This window comes from Dokdonella koreensis DS-123 (assembly GCF_001632775.1).
Taxonomy (GTDB): Bacteria; Pseudomonadota; Gammaproteobacteria; order Xanthomonadales; family Rhodanobacteraceae; genus Dokdonella; species Dokdonella koreensis.
On sequence record NZ_CP015249.1, the window covers coordinates 689,106 to 708,332 of the forward strand.

Genomic DNA, 19,227 nt, shown 5'->3' on the forward strand with positions numbered 1-19,227 from the left:
AGCCCGCCCCATACGGAAACGACCATGGCTACCCAGATCAACCCGTCCGAAATCAGCGAGCTCATCAAGAGCCGTATCGAGAAGTTCAAGTTGGGTGCGGAAGCGCGCAACGAAGGCACGCTGACCAGCGTGTCCGACGGCATCGTGCGCGTACATGGCCTCAACGACGTGATGTCGGGCGAAATGATCGAACTGCCCGGCAACACGTTCGCGCTGGCGCTGAACCTGGAGCGCGACTCGGTCGGCGCGGTGGTGCTCGGCGACTACGAGCACCTGCGCGAGGGCGACACCGCCAAGACCACCGGGCGCATCCTGGAAGTGCCGGTCGGCCGCGAGCTGCTGGGCCGCGTGGTCGACGCGCTGGGCAACCCGATCGACGGCAAGGGGCCGATCAACGCCACGCAGACCTCGGCGATCGAGAAGGTCGCGCCGGGTGTGATCTGGCGCAAGTCGGTCGACCAGCCGGTGCAGACCGGCTACAAGTCGGTCGACTCGATGATCCCGGTCGGCCGCGGTCAGCGCGAGCTGATCATCGGCGACCGTCAGACCGGCAAGACGGCGCTGGCGGTCGACGCGATCATCAACCAGAAGGGTTCGGGCATCAAATGCGTCTACGTCGCCATCGGCCAGAAGCAGAGCTCGATCGCCAACGTGGTGCGCAAGCTCGAGGAGCACGGTGCGCTCGACCACACGATCATCGTCGCGGCGTCCGCGTCGGAGTCGGCGGCCATGCAGTACATCGCGCCGTACTCCGGTTGCGCGATGGGCGAGTTCTTCCGTGACATCGGCGAAGACGCGCTGATCGTCTACGACGACCTGACCAAGCAGGCCTGGGCCTACCGCCAGATCTCGCTGCTGCTGCGCCGCCCGCCGGGCCGCGAAGCGTATCCGGGTGACGTGTTCTACCTGCACTCGCGCCTGCTCGAGCGCGCCGCGCGCGTTTCGGAGGAGTACGTCGAGAAGCACACCAACGGTGCGGTCAAGGGTCAGACCGGCTCGCTGACGGCGCTGCCGATCATCGAGACCCAGGCCGGCGACGTCTCGGCCTTCGTGCCGACCAACGTGATCTCGATCACCGACGGCCAGATCTTCCTCGAGACCGACCTGTTCAACGCGGGCATCCGCCCGGCGGTCAACGCCGGCGTGTCGGTGTCGCGCGTGGGTGGTGCGGCGCAGACCAAGATCGTCAAGAAGCTGTCCGGCGGCGTGAAGCTCGCGCTGGCGCAGTTCCGCGAGCTGGCGGCGTTCGCGCAGTTCGCCTCGGACCTGGACGCGGCCACCCGCGCCCAGCTCGAGCGCGGCCAGCGCGTCACCGAGCTGATGAAGCAGAAGCAGTACGCCCCGCTGTCGATCGCCGAGCTGGCACTGTCGGTCTACGCAGCGGAGAAGGGCTACCTCGACGACCTGAAGGTCGCCGAGATCCTGCCGTTCGAGAAGGCGCTGCACGCGCACTTCCACGCCAACTACGGCGACCTGATGACCAAGATCGTCGAGACCGGCGACTGGAACGGCGACTTCGAGGCCAGCTTCAAGAAGGGCATCGAAGAGTTCAAGAAGACGGGCAGCTGGTAAGCGCGCGCGAACGCGCGCACTGACGTCAAGCAAATCGACAGCACGAGGTAGACGTGGCCGGCGGACGGGAAATCAAAACCAAGATCAAGAGCGTGCAGAACACCCGCAAGGTGACACGCGCGCTGGAAATGGTCTCCGCTTCGAAGATCCGCAAGGCGCAGGACCTGATGAAGGCGTCGCGTCCGTACGCGCGCCTGATGCGGACGCTGGTCGGCCACATCGCCCAGGCGAACGTCGACTACCGTCATCCGTTCATGGTCGAGCGCGACGCGGTCAAGCGGATCGGCTACATCATCGTCTCCAGCGACCGCGGCCTCGCCGGCGGGCTCAACTCCAACATGTTCCGCCGCGTGCTGGCGGACGTGCGCGAGTGGGACAGCAAGGGCGTCGCGGTCGATGTCGTGTGCATCGGCAACAAGGCGCTCGGCTTCTTCCGCCGCCTCAAGGTCAACATGGTCGGCAGCGTGACGCATCTGGGCGAGAAGCCGCAGATCGCCGACCTGATCGGCGTCATCAAGGTCATGCTCGACGCCTACACCGAAGGCCGCATCGATCGCGTCAACCTGGTCTACAGCAACTTCGTCAACACGATGACGCAGCGTGCGGTGATCGACCAGCTGCTGCCGCTGCCGCCGTCGGACGACCTGTCGGCCAAGCACCAGTGGGACTACATCTACGAACCCGATGCGCCGACCGTGCTCGACCACGTCATGGTCCGCTACGTCGAGTCGCTGGTCTACCAGGCGGTGCTCGAGAACCTGGCCAGCGAACACGCGGCCCGCATGGTCGCGATGAAGAGCGCGTCGGACAATGCGACCAAGGCGATCGGTTCGTTGACGCTGATCTACAACAAGGCGCGCCAGGCGGCGATCACGCAGGAAATCTCGGAGATCGTCGGCGGCGCGGCGGCGGTTTGAACGCGATCGTCCGTGATCGCGAAGATCAAGGAGCGGCCCTCCGTGGTCGCACTGTCGGATTGGAGCGACGCCCAGGCGGCGCTCATATGAACCCAAAAGAGTCATTCGGAGCAGAGTCATGAGCCAGGGCAAAGTCGTACAAATCATCGGCGCCGTCATCGACGTCGAGTTCCCGCGCGATGCCGTGCCGAAGGTGTACGACGCGCTCAAGGTGGAAGGCACGGCGATCACGCTCGAGGTGCAGCAGCAGCTCGGCGACGGCGTCGTCCGCACGATCGCGCTGGGCTCGACCGACGGTCTGAAGCGCGGCCTGATCGCCAAGAACACCGGCGAAGGCATCAAGGTGCCGGTCGGCAACGCCACGCTCGGCCGCATCATGGACGTGCTCGGCAACCCGATCGACGAGGCTGGTCCGATCGGCGAGAAGGAGCAGTGGGTCATCCATCGCTCGGCGCCGTCCTATGCCGATCAGGCGGCGGCCAACGAGCTGCTGGAAACCGGCATCAAGGTCATCGACCTGGTCTGCCCGTTCGCCAAGGGCGGCAAGGTCGGCCTGTTCGGCGGCGCCGGCGTCGGCAAGACCGTCAACATGATGGAGCTGATCAACAACATCGCCAAGCAGCACGCGGGCCTGTCGGTGTTCGCCGGTGTCGGTGAGCGTACCCGCGAAGGCAACGACTTCTACCACGAGATGAAGGACTCCAACGTCCTGGACAAGGTGGCGATGGTCTACGGCCAGATGAACGAGCCGCCGGGCAACCGCCTGCGCGTCGCGCTGACCGGCCTGACGATGGCCGAGTACTTCCGTGACGAGAAGGACGCGTCGGGCAAGGGCAAGGACGTGCTGCTGTTCGTCGACAACATCTACCGCTACACGCTGGCCGGTACCGAGGTCTCGGCGCTGCTCGGCCGTATGCCGTCCGCGGTGGGCTACCAGCCGACGCTGGCCGAGGAAATGGGCGTGCTGCAGGAGCGCATCACCTCGACCAAGACCGGCTCGATCACGTCGATCCAGGCCGTCTACGTCCCGGCCGACGACTTGACCGACCCGTCGCCGGCGACCACCTTCGCGCACCTGGACTCGACCGTGACGCTGTCGCGCAACATCGCCTCGCTCGGCATCTACCCGGCCGTGGACCCGCTCGACTCGACCAGCCGCCAGCTCGACCCGAACGTCATCGGCCACGAGCACTACGACGTCGCCCGCAAGGTGCAGGGCACGCTGCAGCGCTACAAGGAACTCAAGGACATCATCGCGATCCTCGGCATGGACGAGCTGTCCGAAGAGGACAAGCAGACCGTCTACCGCGCACGCAAGTGCGAGCGCTTCTTCTCGCAGCCGTTCCACGTGGCCGAGGTGTTCACCGGCTCGCCGGGCAAGTACGTGACGCTGAAGGAGACGATCCGCGGCTTCAAGATGATCGTCGAGGGTGAAGTCGACCACCTGCCGGAGCAGGCGTTCTACATGGTCGGCGGCATCGACGAGGCGATCGCCAAGGCCGCCGAGATGGCGAAGAAGGCGGCCTAAGGGCCTGGAGGCGACATGAGTACGATCCGCTGCGAAATCGTCAGTGCCGAGAGCGAGATCTTCGCCGGTGACGCGACCCTGGTCGTGGCATCGGGCGAGGTCGGCGAGCTCGGCATCGCGCCGCGGCACGCGCCGTTGATCACGCGTCTGCGGCCCGGCCAGGTCCGGGTCCAGCGCGAGGACGGCGAAGAGCAGTTCTTCTATGTCTCCGGTGGCATCCTCGAGGTGCAGCCGGAGTTGGTGACGATCCTCGCCGATACGGCAGCCCGCGCTGCCGATCTCGACGAGGCTGCGGCACGCCGCGCCAAGGAAGAGGCCGAGCGTGCACTGGCCGACCGCAACGGTGCGATGGAAATCGCCGAGGCGCAGGCCCAGCTGGCACAGGCGGTGGCCCAGCTCCAGGCGCTGGAGCAGCTGCGGCGCAGCCTGCGGCACTGACCGATCGTCCACGATGTTCCCTGCGACCACAGGGTGGCAAACGACAACGCCGGCCTCGTGCCGGCGTTGTCGTTTTCGCAGCGGGCCGGCCTGGCTGGCCTGCCTGCTGATCGCGTCGGCGACGACGGCGTGCCGGACCGTGCCGCCGCAGGCGCCGCCGTCACCGTCGGGCGAGGTCAGCGCACAGCGCATCGAGCCCTCGGCGTCCGACCGCTACGCGTTCGCCGAAGACGCCATCTATGACCAGCCGCGCGCCGCGGCGGACAACCCGCTGCCCGCCTATCCGGTCGAGCTGCTCGCACGGCGCCTCGCGCCACAGGTGGTGCGCGCAAGGCTGATCGTCGACGCGCTGGGGCGGGTCGTCGAGGTGCGCGCGCTCGACCCGACACCCGAGGCCGCCGCCGGATTCGTGGCGAGCGTCCACGCGGCCTGCGCGACGTGGCGGTTCAGCCCGCTGACCGAGACGCGTGCGGTCGAGCAGCGGCGGCGCCTGCCCGGTGGTGACCTCGAGATCGAATACGTTCCGGAAACGCGGGCGCTGCCGTTCCACATCGACTATCGCTTCGTGTTCCGGCAGGTCGACGGGCGCCCGGTCGTCGACGTCGGCTCGCCTGAAGGCGCCGGCGGCGGTGCGCCGGCCGATTCTGAGGTGATTCGCCCCGATTTGCGGTAACGTCGCCGATCGCGCGCGCCGGCGCTCATCCGGCGCATCCGTCTCCGAGGATTCCAGCAAAGGCCTGCCATGTCCGAGAACGAAGCTCCGCTGCACGTCATCATCCTCGCCGCCGGCGAGGGCAAGCGCATGAAGTCCGCGCGCGCCAAGGTGCTGATGCCGCTGGCCGGCCGCGCGATGCTGGCGCACGTGCTCGATTCGGCACGCGCGCTGCTTCCGGCGCGCATCCACGTCGTCTACGGCCACCTGGGCGATCAGGTCCGGGCGCAGACCACCGACCTCGGCGACCTGACCTGGGTCCAGCAGGCCGAGCAGCGCGGCACCGGCCATGCCGTGCAGCTGGCGATGCCGGGCGTGCCGGAAGACGCGCGCGTGCTGGTGCTCTACGGCGACGTGCCGCTGATCGGCGTGGACACGCTGCGCAAGCTGCTGGCGATCCGCGTGCCGCTGGCGGCGCTGGTGACCCAGCTCGAAAATCCGTACGGCTACGGCCGCGTCGTGCGCGACGGCATCGGCCGCGTGCGCGCGATCATCGAGGAAAAGGACTGCACGCCCGAGCAGCGCACGATCACCTGGGTCAACAGCGGCATCCTGGCCGCCGATGCGCGCCGGTTGCGCGTGTGGATCAACAACCTGTCCGACAGCAATGCGCAGCGCGAGTACTACCTGACCGACGTCTACGCGCAGGCCAACGAGGAAGGCGAGCCGGCCGAGGCGAGCCTGTGCCTCAACCCGCAGGAAGTGTTCGGCGCCAACGACCCCTGGCAGCTCGCCGCCCTGGAGCGGCTCTACCAGCGGCTGCGGGCGACCGATCTCGCATCGCGCGGCGTGCGTTTCGCCGATCCGGTCCGCTTCGACGTCCGCGGCGACGTCCGCGTCGGGCGCGACGTCGAGATCGACATCGACGTGATCCTCGAAGGCCAGGTCGAGCTCGACGACGGCGTGCGCATCGGCCCGTTCTGCCGGATCAAGGACTCGCACCTGGCCGCCGGTACCGAAGTGCGCGCCCATTGCGACCTCGACGGCGTCGTCACGTCGGGGCCCTGCACGATCGGCCCGTTCGCGCGGCTGCGCCCGGGTACCGAGCTGGCCGAAGGCGCGCACGTCGGCAACTTCGTCGAGACGAAGAAGACGCGGATCGGCGCCGGCTCCAAGGCCAACCACCTGACCTATCTCGGCGACGCCGAGGTCGGCGCCGGCGTCAACATCGGCGCCGGCACGATCACCTGCAACTACGACGGTGCCAACAAATCGGTGACGCGGATCGAGGACGGCGCCTTCATCGGCTCCAATACCGCCCTGGTCGCGCCGGTCACCGTCGGCAAGGACGCGACCATCGGGGCCGGCTCGGTCATCAGCAAGGAGGCGCCGGCCGGCGAACTGACGATCGCCCGCGCGCGCCAGGCCACCGTGGCCGGGTGGCGGCGGCCGACGAAGAAGAAGTAGCGCGGCCGCGGCCCGGCGCGGCCACTGCCGCGCCTCGTCAGATCAGCGTGACGCCGGGCGGCGGCGCCATGTCCGCGACGGTCTGCCAGAAGTACAGCGCGTCGCCGGCGGGGTCGGCGACCGAGAACGTCCGGTCGCCCCACCATTGCGTGGTCGGCGGCTCCACGATCGCCACGCCGCGCCCGACCAGTTCGGCATGGTACCCATCGACGTCGCCGACCTCGATGTAGATCGACAACGGGCCGCGGGTCGGTCCCGCATCTTCCGGCCGCGAGAGCATCAGCATCGCGCCTTCGCGCTGGACGATGGCGAAGTCGAGCGCGCCGTCCTTGCCGACCACGCCCATCAGCGACTCGAAGCCGAGGGCTTCCAGGTAGAAGAGGCGCGTCGCATCGACCGATTCGACGAAGCGCAGCGGCATCACGGAACGGGGGTGGGGTTCGGTCACGCGGGTTCTCCAGGCGTTGTCGGGATACCAGTATCGGCCGATACTGACGCCACTTTCATCTACTTTCCGGAGTAGAAACATGCCGATCGCCTGGTCCGACTTCGCGCTGCTGGAAGAGGCCGGGCTCGGCAGCTACGAGAAGCGCGCGCTGGTCACGCTGGCCGTGCACGGCGTGGCCGACGCGGCCACGCTGTGCCGCGACGGCGGCATTCCCACCTCCAAGATCTACATGGCGATGGAGGCGCTCGGCCGCGACGGCCTGGTCGACATCCGCCGCTCGCGGCCGCGCCTGTATCAATCGCTGCCGGCCGACCTGCTGGTCGATCGCCTGGCCGCCCAGGTGCGCGAGCAGGCCGAGCGTACCGCGCGGCGCCTGCAGGACGTGCGCACGGCGCTGGCACGGCTGCCGCACCGCCTGCAGGGCGGCGAGCGCCGTGCGGATCTGGCGCTCGGCAGCGAAAGCCACGTCAAGCGCCACGTCAGCCGGCTGGCCGGCGCGCGGCGACGCGTGCTGTCCTACCTCGAACCGGGCGACCTGCGCGCGTTCACCCAGGCCCAGGCTACGGGCTTCGACGTGCTGCGCCTGATCGCCCGCAGCCGGCGCCGCACCGGCTTCGAGCATCGCCTGATGATCGGCTTCGGCCGGCGCGAGGGCGCGGCGGTCAAGGCCTTCCTGCGCACGTTCGGCGAATCGCTGCCCGATCCGGCCTGCCTGCGCTACTGCGCCGAGATCGGGCACCCGTTCCACCTGGTCGACGACGAGCACGTCGTCCTCGCCGTCGATCATCCGTTCGCGGGCGACGGCCGGCTCGCCTCCCTGCTGGTGCACGACGAGGCACTGGCGGTCGAGCTGGCCGGCGGCTTCGAGGCGCTGTGGCAGCGCGCGTTGCCGGACCTGGGCCAGATCCGGGCCTGGCCGACCGCCGACCGGGACTGAAAGGCCGCCCTCGCAGCGGGCGCAATCGCTGCCGCCGCCGGGTGCCGCCTGCATGCATGACATCCCGTGTCCGCACGACGGCGACGGCATCGCGCGTTGCGACATCGGGGCGTTCGAGATCGAAGGTGGTGTCGCGGAGTTGATCTTCCGCGACGGCTTCGGCGATTGAGCGGCGGCCGGCCCCGGACCGTCCGCCGGTCCCTCAATCCTCGCGCGTGACGCGCAGCACTTCCTCGACCGAGGTCAGGCCGGCGACGCACTTGCGCCAGCCGTCTTCGAGGATCGACGGCGCGCGGCTGCGCGCATGGCGCTCGATCTCGGCTTCCGAAGCGCCTTCGTGGATCAGGCGGCGCAGCGTGTCGTCCACGGGAATCAGCTCGTAGATGCCGGTGCGACCCTTGTAGCCGGCATGGCGGTTGTCGAGCCCGGCGCGCGGACGGTAGAGCGTGGCGACCGTGTCGGCCGGCTTGCCGAAGGCCGCCAGCTCGGCCGGCGTGGCCGGATAGGCCTCGCGGTCGGCCGGGTCGAGCGCACGCACCAGCCGCTGGGCCAGCACGCCGACCAGGCTCGAGGCGAGCAGAAACGGCTCCACGCCCATGTCGCGCAGGCGTGCGATGGCACCGACGGCGGAGTTGGTGTGCAGCGTCGACAGCACCAGGTGGCCGGTCAGCGACGCCTGCACGGCGATCTCGGCGGTTTCCAGGTCGCGGATCTCGCCGACCATGACCACGTCCGGGTCCTGGCGCAGGATCGCGCGCAGGCCGCGCGCGAAGGTCATGTCCACGCGCGCGTTGACCTGGGTCTGGCCGACGCCGTCGATGTAGTACTCGATCGGGTCCTCGACCGTCATGATGTTGCGCGAGCTGTCGTTGAGCTTGAGCAGCGCGCCGTACAGTGTCGTCGTCTTGCCCGAGCCGGTGGGGCCGGTGACCAGGACGATGCCGTGCGGCCGGCCGATCAGGTCCTCCAGCCGTGCGCGCGTGGCCTCGTCCATGCCGAGCTGTGCCAGGTCGAGCTTGCCGGCCTGCTTGTCGAGCAGGCGCAGCACGACACGCTCGCCGCGCCCCGCCGGGATCGTCGACACGCGCACGTCCACCGGCCGGCCGGCGATGCGCAGGCCGATGCGGCCGTCCTGCGGCAGGCGCTTCTCGGCGATGTCCAGGCGTGCCATGACCTTGATGCGGCTGACGACGGCCGCGGCGATCGCCTTCTGCGGCGCCAGCACCTCGCGCAGCACGCCGTCGATGCGGAAGCGCACCACCAGCCGGTTCTCGTAGGGCTCGATGTGGATGTCCGACGCGCCTTCCTTGACCGCCTCGGTCAGCAGCGCGTTGATGAGGCGGATGATCGGCGCGTCGTCGTCGCTCTCGAGCAGGTCCTCCGGCTCGGGCAGGTCGTCGGCCAGCGCCTTCAGATCGGCGGTGTCGTCGAGGTCCGAGACCATCGTGCGCGCGTCGTCGCCCTGCTCGTAGAGCGTGCGCAGCAGGCGCTCGAAGGCATCGGCCGGGCAGGGTGCCAGCCGGAGCGGGGCCCCGAAATGGCGGCGCAGTTCGGCCAGGACCTGCGGACGCACGCCGGGCCGGCAGGCGATCTGCGCCTCGCCGTCGACCCAGCCGGTCAGCGTCGCGCCGTGGCGGCGCGCGTAGCCGAAGCCCGGTCGCGCCGGCCGGACTTCGCTCACCGGCGCTCTCCGCGCTTTGCGGGTGCCGGCGGATCGAGCGAGGGCGACTGCAGGAAGTCGTGCACGTCCGGCAGCAACGGGCGCCGGTCGCGCGGCGTCAGCGCCTGGCGGTCGCCGCGCAGCTGCAGCTGCTCGGTGCGCATGTAGTTGTACTTCTCGCTGGACACCGCCGCTTCCGTCGCCGCGTCGCGCAGGATCTGCGGCCGCAGGAACACCATCAGGTCGCGCTTGTCGCTCTTGTTCGAGCGGTAGCGGAACAGGTTGCCGATCAGCGGGATGTCGCCGAGCGCCGGCACCTTCGACACGCTGTCGGTGACGTTGTTGTCGATCAGGCCGCCGAGCACCAGCAGCGAACGGTCCTCGATCAGCGCGGTGGTGGTCAGCTCGCGCTTGTTGGTGATGAGGTCCACCGCACCGGTCACCGGCTGCGCCAGCGAGGAGACTTCCTGGTGGATGTTGAGCCGCACCGAATTGCCTTCGTTGATCTGCGGCGTCACCTTGAGCACGATGCCCACGTCCTTGCGCTCGATCGTCTGGAACGGATTGGTTGGCAGGTTCGCGCCGCCGTTGGTCGAGGTGTTGGTGTACTGGCCGGTCAGGAACGGAACCTCCTGCGCGACCTTGATCTCGGCCTCCTCGTTGTCGAGCGTGAGGATCGACGGCGTGGACAGCACGTTGTTCTTGCCGTCGCCGCGCAGCGCCCGGACCAGGGCGCCGAGATTGAGGACTTCCTCGCCGCCGAGGCTGATCGTACCGTCGACGTAGCCGAGCGACAGACCGCCGGCGCCGGCCAGGCCGAGCGGATTGGTAGCCAGGCCCAGCAGGCTCGACGTGCCGTTCGGGCCGCCGAAGTTGGTGCCGCCGATCACGCCCTGGCCGATCGAGCCGTCGTCGCGCTGCGGCGCGGTGAACCATTGCACGCCGATCTCGCTGGCGGTCGAGTCGGCCACCTCGGCGATGACCGCCTCGATCAGCACCTGGGCGCGCCGCACGTCGAGCTGGCGCACGACCGAGGCGAGCGACCGGAAGATCGCCGGCGGCGCGCTGATGACCAGCGCATTGGTCTGGTCGTGGGCCTGGATCGTCGCCGGCGGCGCGCTGCCGCCGAGCGCACCGGATTCGCCTTCGCGTGCCTGCGGCGGCGCGATGCCGCTCAGCGTCGAGGCGACCTTCTCGAGGATCGGCACCAGGTCCTTGGCGGTCGCGTAGCGCAGGTACACCACCTGGGTGTCGCCACCGCTCTCGATCGGCGTGTCCAGATGCGCGATCAGCGCGCGCATGCGCAGCCGGGTGCTCTTGGCGCCGGCCAGCAGCACGGAGTTGGTACGCGTGTCGGCGAAGACGCGGGCGGCTTCGCCGTTGGCCTGCGCGCTCTTGTCGTCGGCCAGCAGGGTCAGGGTGCGCGCCATTTCCGCCGCATTGGCGTGGCCGAGCGGGATCACCTCCACCTCGGCGTCGGAGACCGTGTCGATGCGCTGGATCAGCCCGACCAGCCGCTGCACGTTGCTGGCGCGATCGGACACGACCAGCGCATTGGACGAGCCGTGCGCGATGACCTGGGCGCCGGCCGACATCAGCGGCTTGACCACGCCGGCCAGCTCGCCGGCCGAGACGTGCCGCACCGGGACCACCTGGGTGACCAGCTCGTCGGCGCTGCCGGTGCGGGTGCTGGCCGGCGCGGCGTCCTGCTGGGCCATCGCCTCGGGCAGGATCTTGACCATGCTGCCCGACGGCACGGCGGCATAGCCGTGGACGCGCAGGACGGAGAGGAACACGTCGTAGATCTCGGCCGGCCGCATCGGCTGCGCCGAGACCACGTTGACCTTGCCCTGCACGTTGGGGCCGATGATGAAGTTCTTGCCGGTGATCTCCGACACCGTCGCGATCAGCGCCTGGATGTCGGCATCGCGCAGGTTCAGGGTGTGGCGCCCGTCGGCGGTCGTGACATGGCCGGGTGCCGGGGCCGCCTCGGGTGACGGCGGTGGCTGCGCGACGGCGGCACCCGCCAGGACGGTACCGAGGAGTAGCGGTCGGAGACGGAGGCCTCGGGTCATCGCGTGGTGCTCATGGTCGGCATCATTGGGTGTTCAGGGTGAGTTCGATCGGCTGGCCGTTGCGCAGGATCCGTGCCCGCACCGCGCCGCCGCCCTGCAGGCTGGCGAGCAACTGCGGGCTCGGCATCGACGAGCCGACCGTCACGCCGTTGACGGCAGTGACCACGTCGCCGGCCTGCAGGCCGTAGCGTGCGAGCAAGGCCGGGTCGACGCCGGTCAGCTGCATGCCGACGATCTTCCCGTTCTGGCGAACCGGTTGCAGGTGGCGCGCGAGGTCGGCGCCTCCCTTGAGCTGGTCCATCGCCTGTTGCCAGTCGACGGCGCCGTGCGCCATCTGCGGCGGCGTGAACGCCGCCGCCGGGGCGGCTGCCGCCGGGTCGGCGGGAAACGCCGGCCGGCTGCCGCCGCTGCGAACGGTGGTGGGCGTGACCGGTACCGGCGCGGCCGGCGCCAGGCGGGTCTCGCGCGGCAGCCGCAGTGTCTCCTCGGCACCGTCGTGGAGCAGGACGACATGCTCGGGATACACCGCCTTGAGGCGCACGCCGGGCGCGATCTCGCTGCCGGCGCGCCAGGCGCGCTCGCCGCCTTCGCCGTCGCCGATCACGGCGACGCCCGACTGCGGGTCGGCATCGGCCAGCGTGCCGCGCAATGTCAGGGCCAGGGTCGTCGCCGGCGCCAGGCGGCCGTCGGGCCGCATCCGGTCCAGGGTGCCGAACAGGTGCCACTTGGCGATCGACGTGGCCGGTGTCGCTGCCGATCCGGCCGGTGTCGCCGACGCGGCGGCGATCGGGGGCGGCGCCCCGGCCAGCAGCAGCCAGACCAGGCGCGCCAGCAGCCAGACCGCGACGGCGCCCAGCAGCACGCAGGCCAGTCCGGCGCCGAGGCCCGAATAGCGCTCGCGATCGACGCTGGACATCCGTCCGACCATCCCCCTTACCCGCCCCGCGCGACAAAGACGGCCAAGCGTAGCAAAGCCGCGGCGTGCCCGCTGCGAGCGGCGCGGCCATCGGCGCATTCGGCCGGCTTCCGGGGCCATGTCTGACCGCGCCGGCTTTTCGCGTATCCGGAGGCGAAGGGGACCTGCCCCGTGCGCCTGCCGTTGCCGGGCGCCGGAACGATTGAACTTTGGAAGCAAGGAGATTCGACATGAACACCGATTCAGCTCAGATCCGTTCCGATGGCCTGCCGATGCGCCACGCGCTGGCGCGCCTCGGCGCCGGGCTGGTCCTGATGTTCTGCGCCGTGGTGGCGACGGCGCAGCCCAAGCCGATCGGGCCGCTGACCCTCCCGGCCAGCGAGCCGGAGCTGCCGAACGGCGCCAACGACTACGTCTACGACCGCTTCTTCGCCGTCGGCGGCATCTCCGTGGACCGCTTCGCCGGCACCTCCAACGCCAGCTACGACGGCCAGAAGCTGGTCCGCCTGCCCGGCGGCGACGTCGTCGTGGCCGGCCTGGTGCCGGCCGGCGCCGGCGCCCAGCAGCTGGGCCTCGTCCGCTACAGCCCGTCCGGCCGGCGCGTGACCTGGCCGGCCATCAGCGCGCCGTTCGGCCACAACGCCAACCAGTACATCCTGTATCCGAACGGCGCCGCCAACAGTCCGCGCGTGACCAACGTGGCCGCGATCGCCCAGCGGAGCGGCTACATCTACGTGCTGGTCGACGACATGTACCCGGACGGCCTGGACAAGTACCGGCCGGCGGTCGTCGTCTTCGCCGACACCGGCCGCTTCGTCGGCTGGTGGTTCATCCATCCCGACAACGACGTCTACAACAACGCGCGCGACATGGCGATTCTCGGCAATTCGCTGACGCTGCTCGGCGGCAATTCGGCCGGCGGCTGGTGGACCAAGTTCTGGAGCGCGCGCTTCAAGATCGGCGCCGACGGCACGCTGAGCGTGGACACCGGGTTCGGCAACGGCGGCGCGTCGGTGTTCACGCTGTCGAGCAGCGCGGGTGGCTGCGGCAACGCGCAGATCGGCGGCCTCTGCCCGATCACCGGCATCGCGCTCGACCACGCCAAGGGCCTGACCGTGCCGCTCGCGCCGAAGTTCTACGTCGCCTTCACGAAGAAGTACGACAACAGCGGCGACCACGATCCGTGCGTGGCGCGGTTCAACGGCAACGGCAGCCTCGATACCGGGTTCAACGGCGGCGTCGCCTGCGTGGCGTTCGACAACGGCGGCAACCGCGAAGACCGTGCGGTCGCGCTCCACACCGACTACCACACGGTCATCGGTGGCGGCGGCCTCAGCACCGTCGAGGACATCTACGTCACGGCCAGTGTCGCGCGCGATTTCAGCGCCGGCGTCGGCGTGCTGCGCATGAACAGCAGCGGCGGCCTCTACAGCGAGTTCGGCACCGGCGGCAAGATCGTCTTCGGCGGCTGCGGCACCGGTTGCACGGTCAACCTCGGCCCGACGGTGCCGCGCGCGATGGCACGCAACGGCGCCAACCTCGCCGTGGCCGGCTACTGGGACCCGAACCTGGTGGACGACCCGCAGCTGGCGGTCATCAACGCGACCAACGGCAGCTTCCTGTCGTTCCGGACGATGGGTATCGCCTATGGCGATTCGATCTTCGCCGATGTCGTCGCCGGGCCCAATGGCGGCTTCACGATGGCCGGCTGGGCCAAGGACGAAACCGTCGGCACCTGGCAGCGCATGTACTTCACGTCGCAGGCGCTGCCGGAGGGTTTCTCCAACGACATCATCTTCCGCTACGGGCACGAATAGGGCCGTGCGAACGGTTCATGCCACGGCGGCGGGCCCTGCGCGGCCCGTCGCCGGCCCGCCTCCGCCGATCCGTCGCCCATGGCTTGGCAGGACCGGTTCCGAAGGGCTACCTTCGGCGCATGAGCGAGGCGGCAAACGACAGCGTCACCCGTTGGCTGAACCAGTGGCGCGACGGCGACAAGGTGGCGCTCGACCGGCTGTTGCCGCTGGTCTATGCCGACCTGCGCCGGATCGCCGCCAGCCAGCTGCGGGGGCAGAGCGGGCATACCACGCTGCAGACCACGGCCCTGGTCCACGACGTGCTGCTGCGCCTGCTCGATCGGCCGGCGGCCGACTTCCAGAACACGGCGCATCTGCTCAACGCGGCGGCGCGCATGATGCGCCAGACCCTGGTCGATCGGGCGCGGGCGGCACGAACCGACAAGCACGGCGGCGGCTGGCTGCGCGACGACTTCGCCGCGGCGCTGGAACTGCCGATCCCCGATGGGACCGACCTGGCCGGCCTCGATCAGGCGCTGACGGAGCTGGAAGCCTTCGACGAGCGCATGGCCAAGGTCGTGGAGCTGCGCTACTTCATCGGCCTGGGCGTCACCGAGGTGGCCGCCACGCTCGGCATCGCCGAGCGCACGGCGCAGCGCGACTGGATCGCGGCACGCGCCTGGCTCAAGGAGCGGCTCGACGCATGAACGGCCGGCCGGTGCATCCACGCGCCGGCGGCTGTCGCCCCGGGCGGTCGCGCCGTTGCCGGACCGCCCGGCCGTGAACGAGCGCGATCGCCTGGTCGTGCGGATTCTTCGCGATGCGCTCGATACCGATCCGGGCGAACGCGAGGCCTACGTGGCCGCCCGTTGCGGCATCGACGAGGCCTTGCGCAGCCGCGTGGACGCGCTGCTGCGCGAAGCCGGCCGGCTCGACGCGGCCACGCCCGACCCGTCCGCGCCGCCGGACGGCACCGACGCCGATGCGTTGATCGGCACGCGGCTCGGGCCGTTCCGCGTGGTCGAGCGGCTCGGTCGCGGCGGCATGGGCGTGGTCTATCGCGGCGAGCGCGAGAACAGCGACTTCACCCAGACCGTTGCGATCAAGCTGATCCGGCGCGGGTTCGACTTCGACGACGTCAATGCGCGTTTCCTGCGCGAGCGGCGCATCCTGGCGCGCCTGTCGCACCCGAATCTGGCACGGCTCATCGACGGCGGCGTGGCGCCCGACGGCCGGCCCTGGTTCGCGCTGGACTTCGTGCAGGGCCAGACGATCACGCGGTGGTGCGATACGCAGCGGCTCGGCGTGCGCGCACGCGTGCGCCTGTTCCTCGACGTCTGCGCCGCGGTCCGGCATGCCCATGCGCAACTGGTCGTGCATCGCGACCTCAAGCCGCCGAACGTGCTGGTCGACGAGCGCGGCGACGTGCGCCTGCTCGATTTCGGCATCGCCAGCCTGCTCGAAGGCCACGAAGAAGACCGTTCGGCACGGACCACGCTCGGGAGCCGCTACGCCTTGACGCCCGAGTACGCCGCGCCGGAGCAGTTCGGCGGCGGCGCGGTCGGCGTCGCCACCGACATCTACGCGCTCGGCGTCCTGCTCTACGACCTGGTCGCCGGCGTGCTGCCCTACGTGCTCGACCGTGGCGACCTGGACGCCGCCGAACGCACCGTGCGCGAGGTGCCGCCGCAGCCGCTGGCGGCGGCGATCCTGCGTCCTGCCGGCGCGGACGCGGGCGACGACACCGCGGCGGCGCGGCTGGCCGCGCGCAGTACCACGTTGCGCGGCTACCGCGCCGACGTGCGCGGCGATCTCACGCGGATCGTCCAGACCGCGCTCGCCAAGGAGCCCGACCGCCGCTACGCGACCGTGGAAGCCTTTGCCGAGGACCTGGCGCGCTGGCTGCGCGGCGTGCCGGTGCGCGTCTCCGGCAACGGCCTGGGCTACCGCTTCGGCAAGTTCGTCCGGCGCAATCGCGTGGCAGTGACGTTCGCCGGGGTCGCCGTGGCCTCGCTGCTGGCCGGCGTGGCCGGCATGGCCTGGAAGGCGCGTGCGGCGACGCTGGCCGCCGGCCGGGCCGAGGCGATGCAGGCGTTCGTCTCGGGCCTCTTCCGCAGTGCGTCCCCGCTGGCGACGGCCGATCGCATGCCGTCGGTGGAGGATCTGCTCGCCGACGGCGCCCGGCGGGCGCAGGACGAGACCTCGGCCGACGCGTCCACCCGGTTCGACATGCTGATGACGATCGGAAGGATCTACCTGGACCTGCGCCGCTACAGCGAGGCGATACCGCTGCTGAAGCAGACGCTCGCGCTCGGCGAAACGTTGTACGGACCGAACGACGCGCGGTTGCTGCCGCCGCTGCTCGCGCTGCTGCAGGCCGAGACCTACCAGCTGGAGATCAACAACGGGGCGCCGCAGGACGCCGTGTCGAACCTGGCCAGGGCGCAGGCGCTGGCGGCGGCATCGGGCGTGGACGCCGCCACCCGTGCCGATGTCGTGCTGGCCGACTGCGCGCTGCGCCAGGCGAACGCGCGCGCGATGGACGGCGGTGTCGATGTCTGCGCCGCGGCCGTGCAGGCCCTGGAAGGCCTGCCGCATCCCGATCCGGCCAAGCTGGCCAAGGCCTACTACCTGTCGGCCCGGGTGCTCGACTTGGCCGCGGAGCGTGGCGAGGATGCCATCGACGTCGCGCAGCGCGGCCTGGACCGCATCCGCGCGCTGCACGGCGAGACGGCGCGCTACGACGAGCTGGTGCTGTCCGCGCAGCTGTCCGAGACCCTGGTCGGGCTCAACCGCCCGGAAGAGGCGCTGGTCCGGATCCGGCAGGCCAACGCGCTGGCCTCGCAGATCTTCGTCCAGCCGCATCCGGATCGGGCCAAGCTGTTGTTCGACGAAGCCTCGCTGATGCGGCGCCTGGGCCGGGAGCCCGAGGCGGAAGCGCTGCTGCGGCAGGCCCTGGACATCTATACGGCGGTCTACGGCGAGCGCCTGACGCTCAAGAGCGCCGACATGTTCTGGACGCGCCTCAATCTGGCGACATCGCTGACCGGGCAGCGCCGCCTGGACGAGGCCGATGCGCTGGTCCGCGGGATGATCGCCGACGTCGAAAGCGATCCGGCGTTCCGCAAGCAGCGCAGGACGGTCGCGCAGCTCAATGCCAATCTCGCCGCCAATCTCGTCGCGCAGCGCCGGTTCGACGAGGCCGAGTCGCTCGTCGCCCCGATCCTCGAGCCGTTCAAGACCGACGCGCAGGGCGTGCATCTGGGGGCGGTCCCGTCCCGCGCGTACCTGGTCCAGGCGCGCGTGCTGAGCGGGCGTGGCCGGCCGGGAGACGCGATCGCCTGGTTCGAGAAGGCGATCACCGCCCTGGGGGATTCGCCGTCGCAGAAGACCGCGATCGCCCAGGCCCGCGTCGAGCTCGGCCAGACCCTGCGCGAGGCCGGGCGGGTCGAGGAGGCGATCCAGGTCGGCAGCAGCGCACGCGACACGCAGCGTGACGTGTTCGGCGAGGCGCACAAGGGGACGATGCAGGCACGTTACGAACTCGCACTCTCGCTGCGCCGGGCCGGCCAGCCGGCGCCGGCGGCCGACGAGTTGCACGCGGCCGCGGCCGCCGCGCGCGAGATCCTGACTGCCGACGATCCCTTGCGGCTCAAGATCGAGGACGCCTTGCGCGAGTGATCGCGCCCGGCCCGCGGCAGGCGTCGCCGCGCGGCCGGTCCGGTCCGCCCGTTCGCCTGCCGTGCCGCGTGCCCTGCGGATGTCCGTTGTCGCCGCGATAGCCCGTATCCCTCCCGGTAGACAGCCGACGAGGAGCGAACATGCCTATCCGTCTCGACCACGCCCGCCGGGCGGTGGTGCTATTGACCGGTCTGCTGGGCGCGGCGGTCGCTGCCGCCAGCGGCGGCGACCATCCACTGATCGGCCGCTACGAAGGCGCCGACCAGGTGGGCCGCTACGACACCGCGTTCGACGAGGTCGAGGTCATGAACGGCCCGATCTCGGGCGCGCGCGGCGCCGGCGCACCGGGCTGGCTGCGGCTGGAGGGCGCGGTCACGCTGCTGTACTACCGGCTGCCGGCCGGGCGGTCCTCGCTGGAAGTGTTGCGCAACTACCAGGCCAGCCTCGAAGGCAAGGGCTTCCGCACGCTGTTCACCTGCGCGACCGGCAACGGCTCGTGCTACCTGACGCGGCCGGGCCGCTCGCCGAACACCGCCCCGTACGACTTCGCGCTGGCGCTCGACGCCAATCCCGAACTGCCGCGCCTGGACGGCGACTTCATCCGCAACTACTTCGGCACCCAGGCCCGGTACCTGCTGGCGCGCCGCGACGGACCGGACGGCACGGTCTACGCCAGTCTCTCGATCGCCGAGCACGATCGCGGCAACCACGCCTTCATCCGCGTGGTCCAGACCCAGGCCATGGACGCGGACAAGATCGGCTTCGTCGACGCCGACGCGATGAGCCGCGGCATCGCCGACAGCGGACGCATCAGCCTCTACGGGATTCACTTCGACTTCGACAAGGACACGCTCCGCGACGATTCGGAACCCACGCTGGCCGAGATCCTGCGGCTGCTGCGCACGCAGCCCGACCTGCGCCTGACCGTGGTCGGGCATACCGATGCCCAGGGTGGGGCGGCCTACAACCTGGACCTGTCGCGCCGGCGCGCGGCCACGGTCGTCGCCTGGCTGGAACGGCAGGGCATCGACGCGGCCCGGCTGGCGTCACGTGGCGCCGGGGCCGGCGAGCCGGTGGCTGCCAACGACAACGAGGAGGGACGCGCCAGGAACCGCCGGGTCGAACTGGTCCGGCGCTGAA

15 protein-coding genes are annotated in these 19,227 nt (G+C 70.3%); 11 read left to right on the forward strand and 4 right to left on the reverse strand.

Annotated features, from left to right (window positions below; translation table 11 throughout):
- Window positions 1-24: 24 nt before the first annotated feature.
- The 6 genes from atpA to glmU all read left to right on the forward strand — a co-directional run bounded on the left by atpA (window position 25) and on the right by glmU (window position 6,574).
- Window positions 25-1,572, forward strand: coding sequence for a F0F1 ATP synthase subunit alpha (gene atpA, locus I596_RS02680; protein ID WP_067643801.1), 1,548 nt, complete (start codon window positions 25-27; stop codon window positions 1,570-1,572).
- A gap of 53 nt (window positions 1,573-1,625) precedes the next feature.
- Window positions 1,626-2,489, forward strand: coding sequence for a F0F1 ATP synthase subunit gamma (atpG, locus tag I596_RS02685; protein WP_067643804.1), 864 nt, complete (start codon window positions 1,626-1,628; stop codon window positions 2,487-2,489).
- A 118-nt stretch (window positions 2,490-2,607) separates the two neighbouring features.
- A complete protein-coding gene (gene atpD / locus I596_RS02690; protein WP_067643807.1) occupies window positions 2,608-4,017 on the forward strand; it encodes a F0F1 ATP synthase subunit beta in 1,410 nt (469 codons plus the stop codon).
- A 15-nt stretch (window positions 4,018-4,032) separates the two neighbouring features.
- The gene (locus I596_RS02695; RefSeq protein WP_067643810.1) at window positions 4,033-4,455 is read left to right on the forward strand and encodes a F0F1 ATP synthase subunit epsilon; all 423 of its coding nucleotides are present in this window, start codon (window positions 4,033-4,035) and stop codon (window positions 4,453-4,455) included.
- Between the two features lie 13 nt (window positions 4,456-4,468).
- Window positions 4,469-5,128, forward strand: coding sequence for a hypothetical protein (locus I596_RS02700; protein ID WP_150131979.1), 660 nt, complete (start codon window positions 4,469-4,471; stop codon window positions 5,126-5,128).
- A 69-nt stretch (window positions 5,129-5,197) separates the two neighbouring features.
- Entirely contained in the window at window positions 5,198-6,574 is a 1,377-nt protein-coding gene (gene glmU, locus I596_RS02705) for a bifunctional UDP-N-acetylglucosamine diphosphorylase/glucosamine-1-phosphate N-acetyltransferase GlmU (RefSeq protein WP_067643817.1), read from the forward strand.
- A 37-nt stretch (window positions 6,575-6,611) separates the two neighbouring features.
- Here glmU and I596_RS02710 read toward each other — a convergent pair whose 3' ends face one another.
- The gene (locus I596_RS02710; protein ID WP_190278970.1) at window positions 6,612-7,022 is read right to left on the reverse strand and encodes a VOC family protein; all 411 of its coding nucleotides are present in this window, start codon (window positions 7,020-7,022) and stop codon (window positions 6,612-6,614) included.
- Window positions 7,023-7,101: 79 nt separating this feature from the next.
- On the opposite strand from I596_RS02710, the gene I596_RS02715 reads away from it, so the two are divergent.
- Window positions 7,102-7,959, forward strand: coding sequence for a TrmB family transcriptional regulator (locus tag I596_RS02715; RefSeq protein ID WP_067643823.1), 858 nt, complete (start codon window positions 7,102-7,104; stop codon window positions 7,957-7,959).
- 202 nt (window positions 7,960-8,161) lie between these two features.
- On the opposite strand, the gene gspE is transcribed toward I596_RS02715, so the two are convergent.
- The 3 genes from gspE to I596_RS02730 are packed head-to-tail and all read right to left on the reverse strand — an operon-like array spanning window position 8,162 to window position 12,610.
- Complete coding sequence (gene gspE / locus I596_RS02720) at window positions 8,162-9,640, reverse strand: type II secretion system ATPase GspE (RefSeq protein ID WP_067643827.1); 1,479 nt, start codon at window positions 9,638-9,640, stop codon at window positions 8,162-8,164.
- A complete protein-coding gene (gspD, locus tag I596_RS02725; protein ID WP_067643830.1) occupies window positions 9,637-11,694 on the reverse strand; it encodes a type II secretion system secretin GspD in 2,058 nt (685 codons plus the stop codon). The genes gspE and gspD overlap by 4 nt, the downstream gene beginning before the upstream one ends.
- A 22-nt stretch (window positions 11,695-11,716) precedes the next feature.
- Window positions 11,717-12,610 (reverse strand): type II secretion system protein N, encoded by an 894-nt coding sequence (locus I596_RS02730; protein ID WP_190278971.1) that lies wholly within the window; start codon window positions 12,608-12,610, stop codon window positions 11,717-11,719.
- A gap of 230 nt (window positions 12,611-12,840) precedes the next feature.
- Here I596_RS02730 and I596_RS18355 point away from each other — a divergent pair, with 230 nt between their 5' ends.
- The 4 genes from I596_RS18355 to I596_RS02750 all read left to right on the forward strand — a co-directional run bounded on the left by I596_RS18355 (window position 12,841) and on the right by I596_RS02750 (window position 19,226).
- Window positions 12,841-14,427 (forward strand): hypothetical protein, encoded by a 1,587-nt coding sequence (locus I596_RS18355; RefSeq protein WP_067643836.1) that lies wholly within the window; start codon window positions 12,841-12,843, stop codon window positions 14,425-14,427.
- Window positions 14,428-14,546: 119 nt separating this feature from the next.
- On the forward strand, window positions 14,547-15,113 hold the full coding sequence (locus tag I596_RS18670; RefSeq protein ID WP_067643839.1) for an ECF-type sigma factor: 567 nt from the start codon (window positions 14,547-14,549) through the stop codon (window positions 15,111-15,113).
- 73 nt (window positions 15,114-15,186) lie between these two features.
- On the forward strand, window positions 15,187-18,087 hold the full coding sequence (locus tag I596_RS02745; RefSeq protein ID WP_067643842.1) for a serine/threonine-protein kinase: 2,901 nt from the start codon (window positions 15,187-15,189) through the stop codon (window positions 18,085-18,087).
- 140 nt (window positions 18,088-18,227) lie between these two features.
- Window positions 18,228-19,226 (forward strand): OmpA family protein, encoded by a 999-nt coding sequence (locus I596_RS02750; protein WP_083965323.1) that lies wholly within the window; start codon window positions 18,228-18,230, stop codon window positions 19,224-19,226.
- Window position 19,227: the final 1 nt, after the last annotated feature.

Bases quoted from the DNA above. Each gene is read 5' to 3' on its own strand.
- I596_RS18355 (WP_067643836.1), top strand. From the start codon at position 12,841: ATGAACACCGATTCAGCTCAGATCCGTTCCGATGGCCTGCCGATGCGC.
- I596_RS18670 (WP_067643839.1), top strand. From the start codon at position 14,547: ATGAGCGAGGCGGCAAACGACAGCGTCACCCGTTGGCTGAACCAGTGG.
- I596_RS02700 (WP_150131979.1), top strand. From the start codon at position 4,469: ATGTTCCCTGCGACCACAGGGTGGCAAACGACAACGCCGGCCTCGTGC.
- atpD (WP_067643807.1), top strand. From the start codon at position 2,608: ATGAGCCAGGGCAAAGTCGTACAAATCATCGGCGCCGTCATCGACGTC.
- glmU (WP_067643817.1), top strand. From the start codon at position 5,198: ATGTCCGAGAACGAAGCTCCGCTGCACGTCATCATCCTCGCCGCCGGC.
- I596_RS02750 (WP_083965323.1), top strand. From the start codon at position 18,228: ATGCCTATCCGTCTCGACCACGCCCGCCGGGCGGTGGTGCTATTGACC.
- gspD (WP_067643830.1), bottom strand. From the start codon at position 11,694: ATGACCCGAGGCCTCCGTCTCCGACCGCTACTCCTCGGTACCGTCCTG.
- I596_RS02695 (WP_067643810.1), top strand. From the start codon at position 4,033: ATGAGTACGATCCGCTGCGAAATCGTCAGTGCCGAGAGCGAGATCTTC.
- I596_RS02730 (WP_190278971.1), bottom strand. From the start codon at position 12,610: ATGTCCAGCGTCGATCGCGAGCGCTATTCGGGCCTCGGCGCCGGACTG.
- I596_RS02715 (WP_067643823.1), top strand. From the start codon at position 7,102: ATGCCGATCGCCTGGTCCGACTTCGCGCTGCTGGAAGAGGCCGGGCTC.
- atpA (WP_067643801.1), top strand. From the start codon at position 25: ATGGCTACCCAGATCAACCCGTCCGAAATCAGCGAGCTCATCAAGAGC.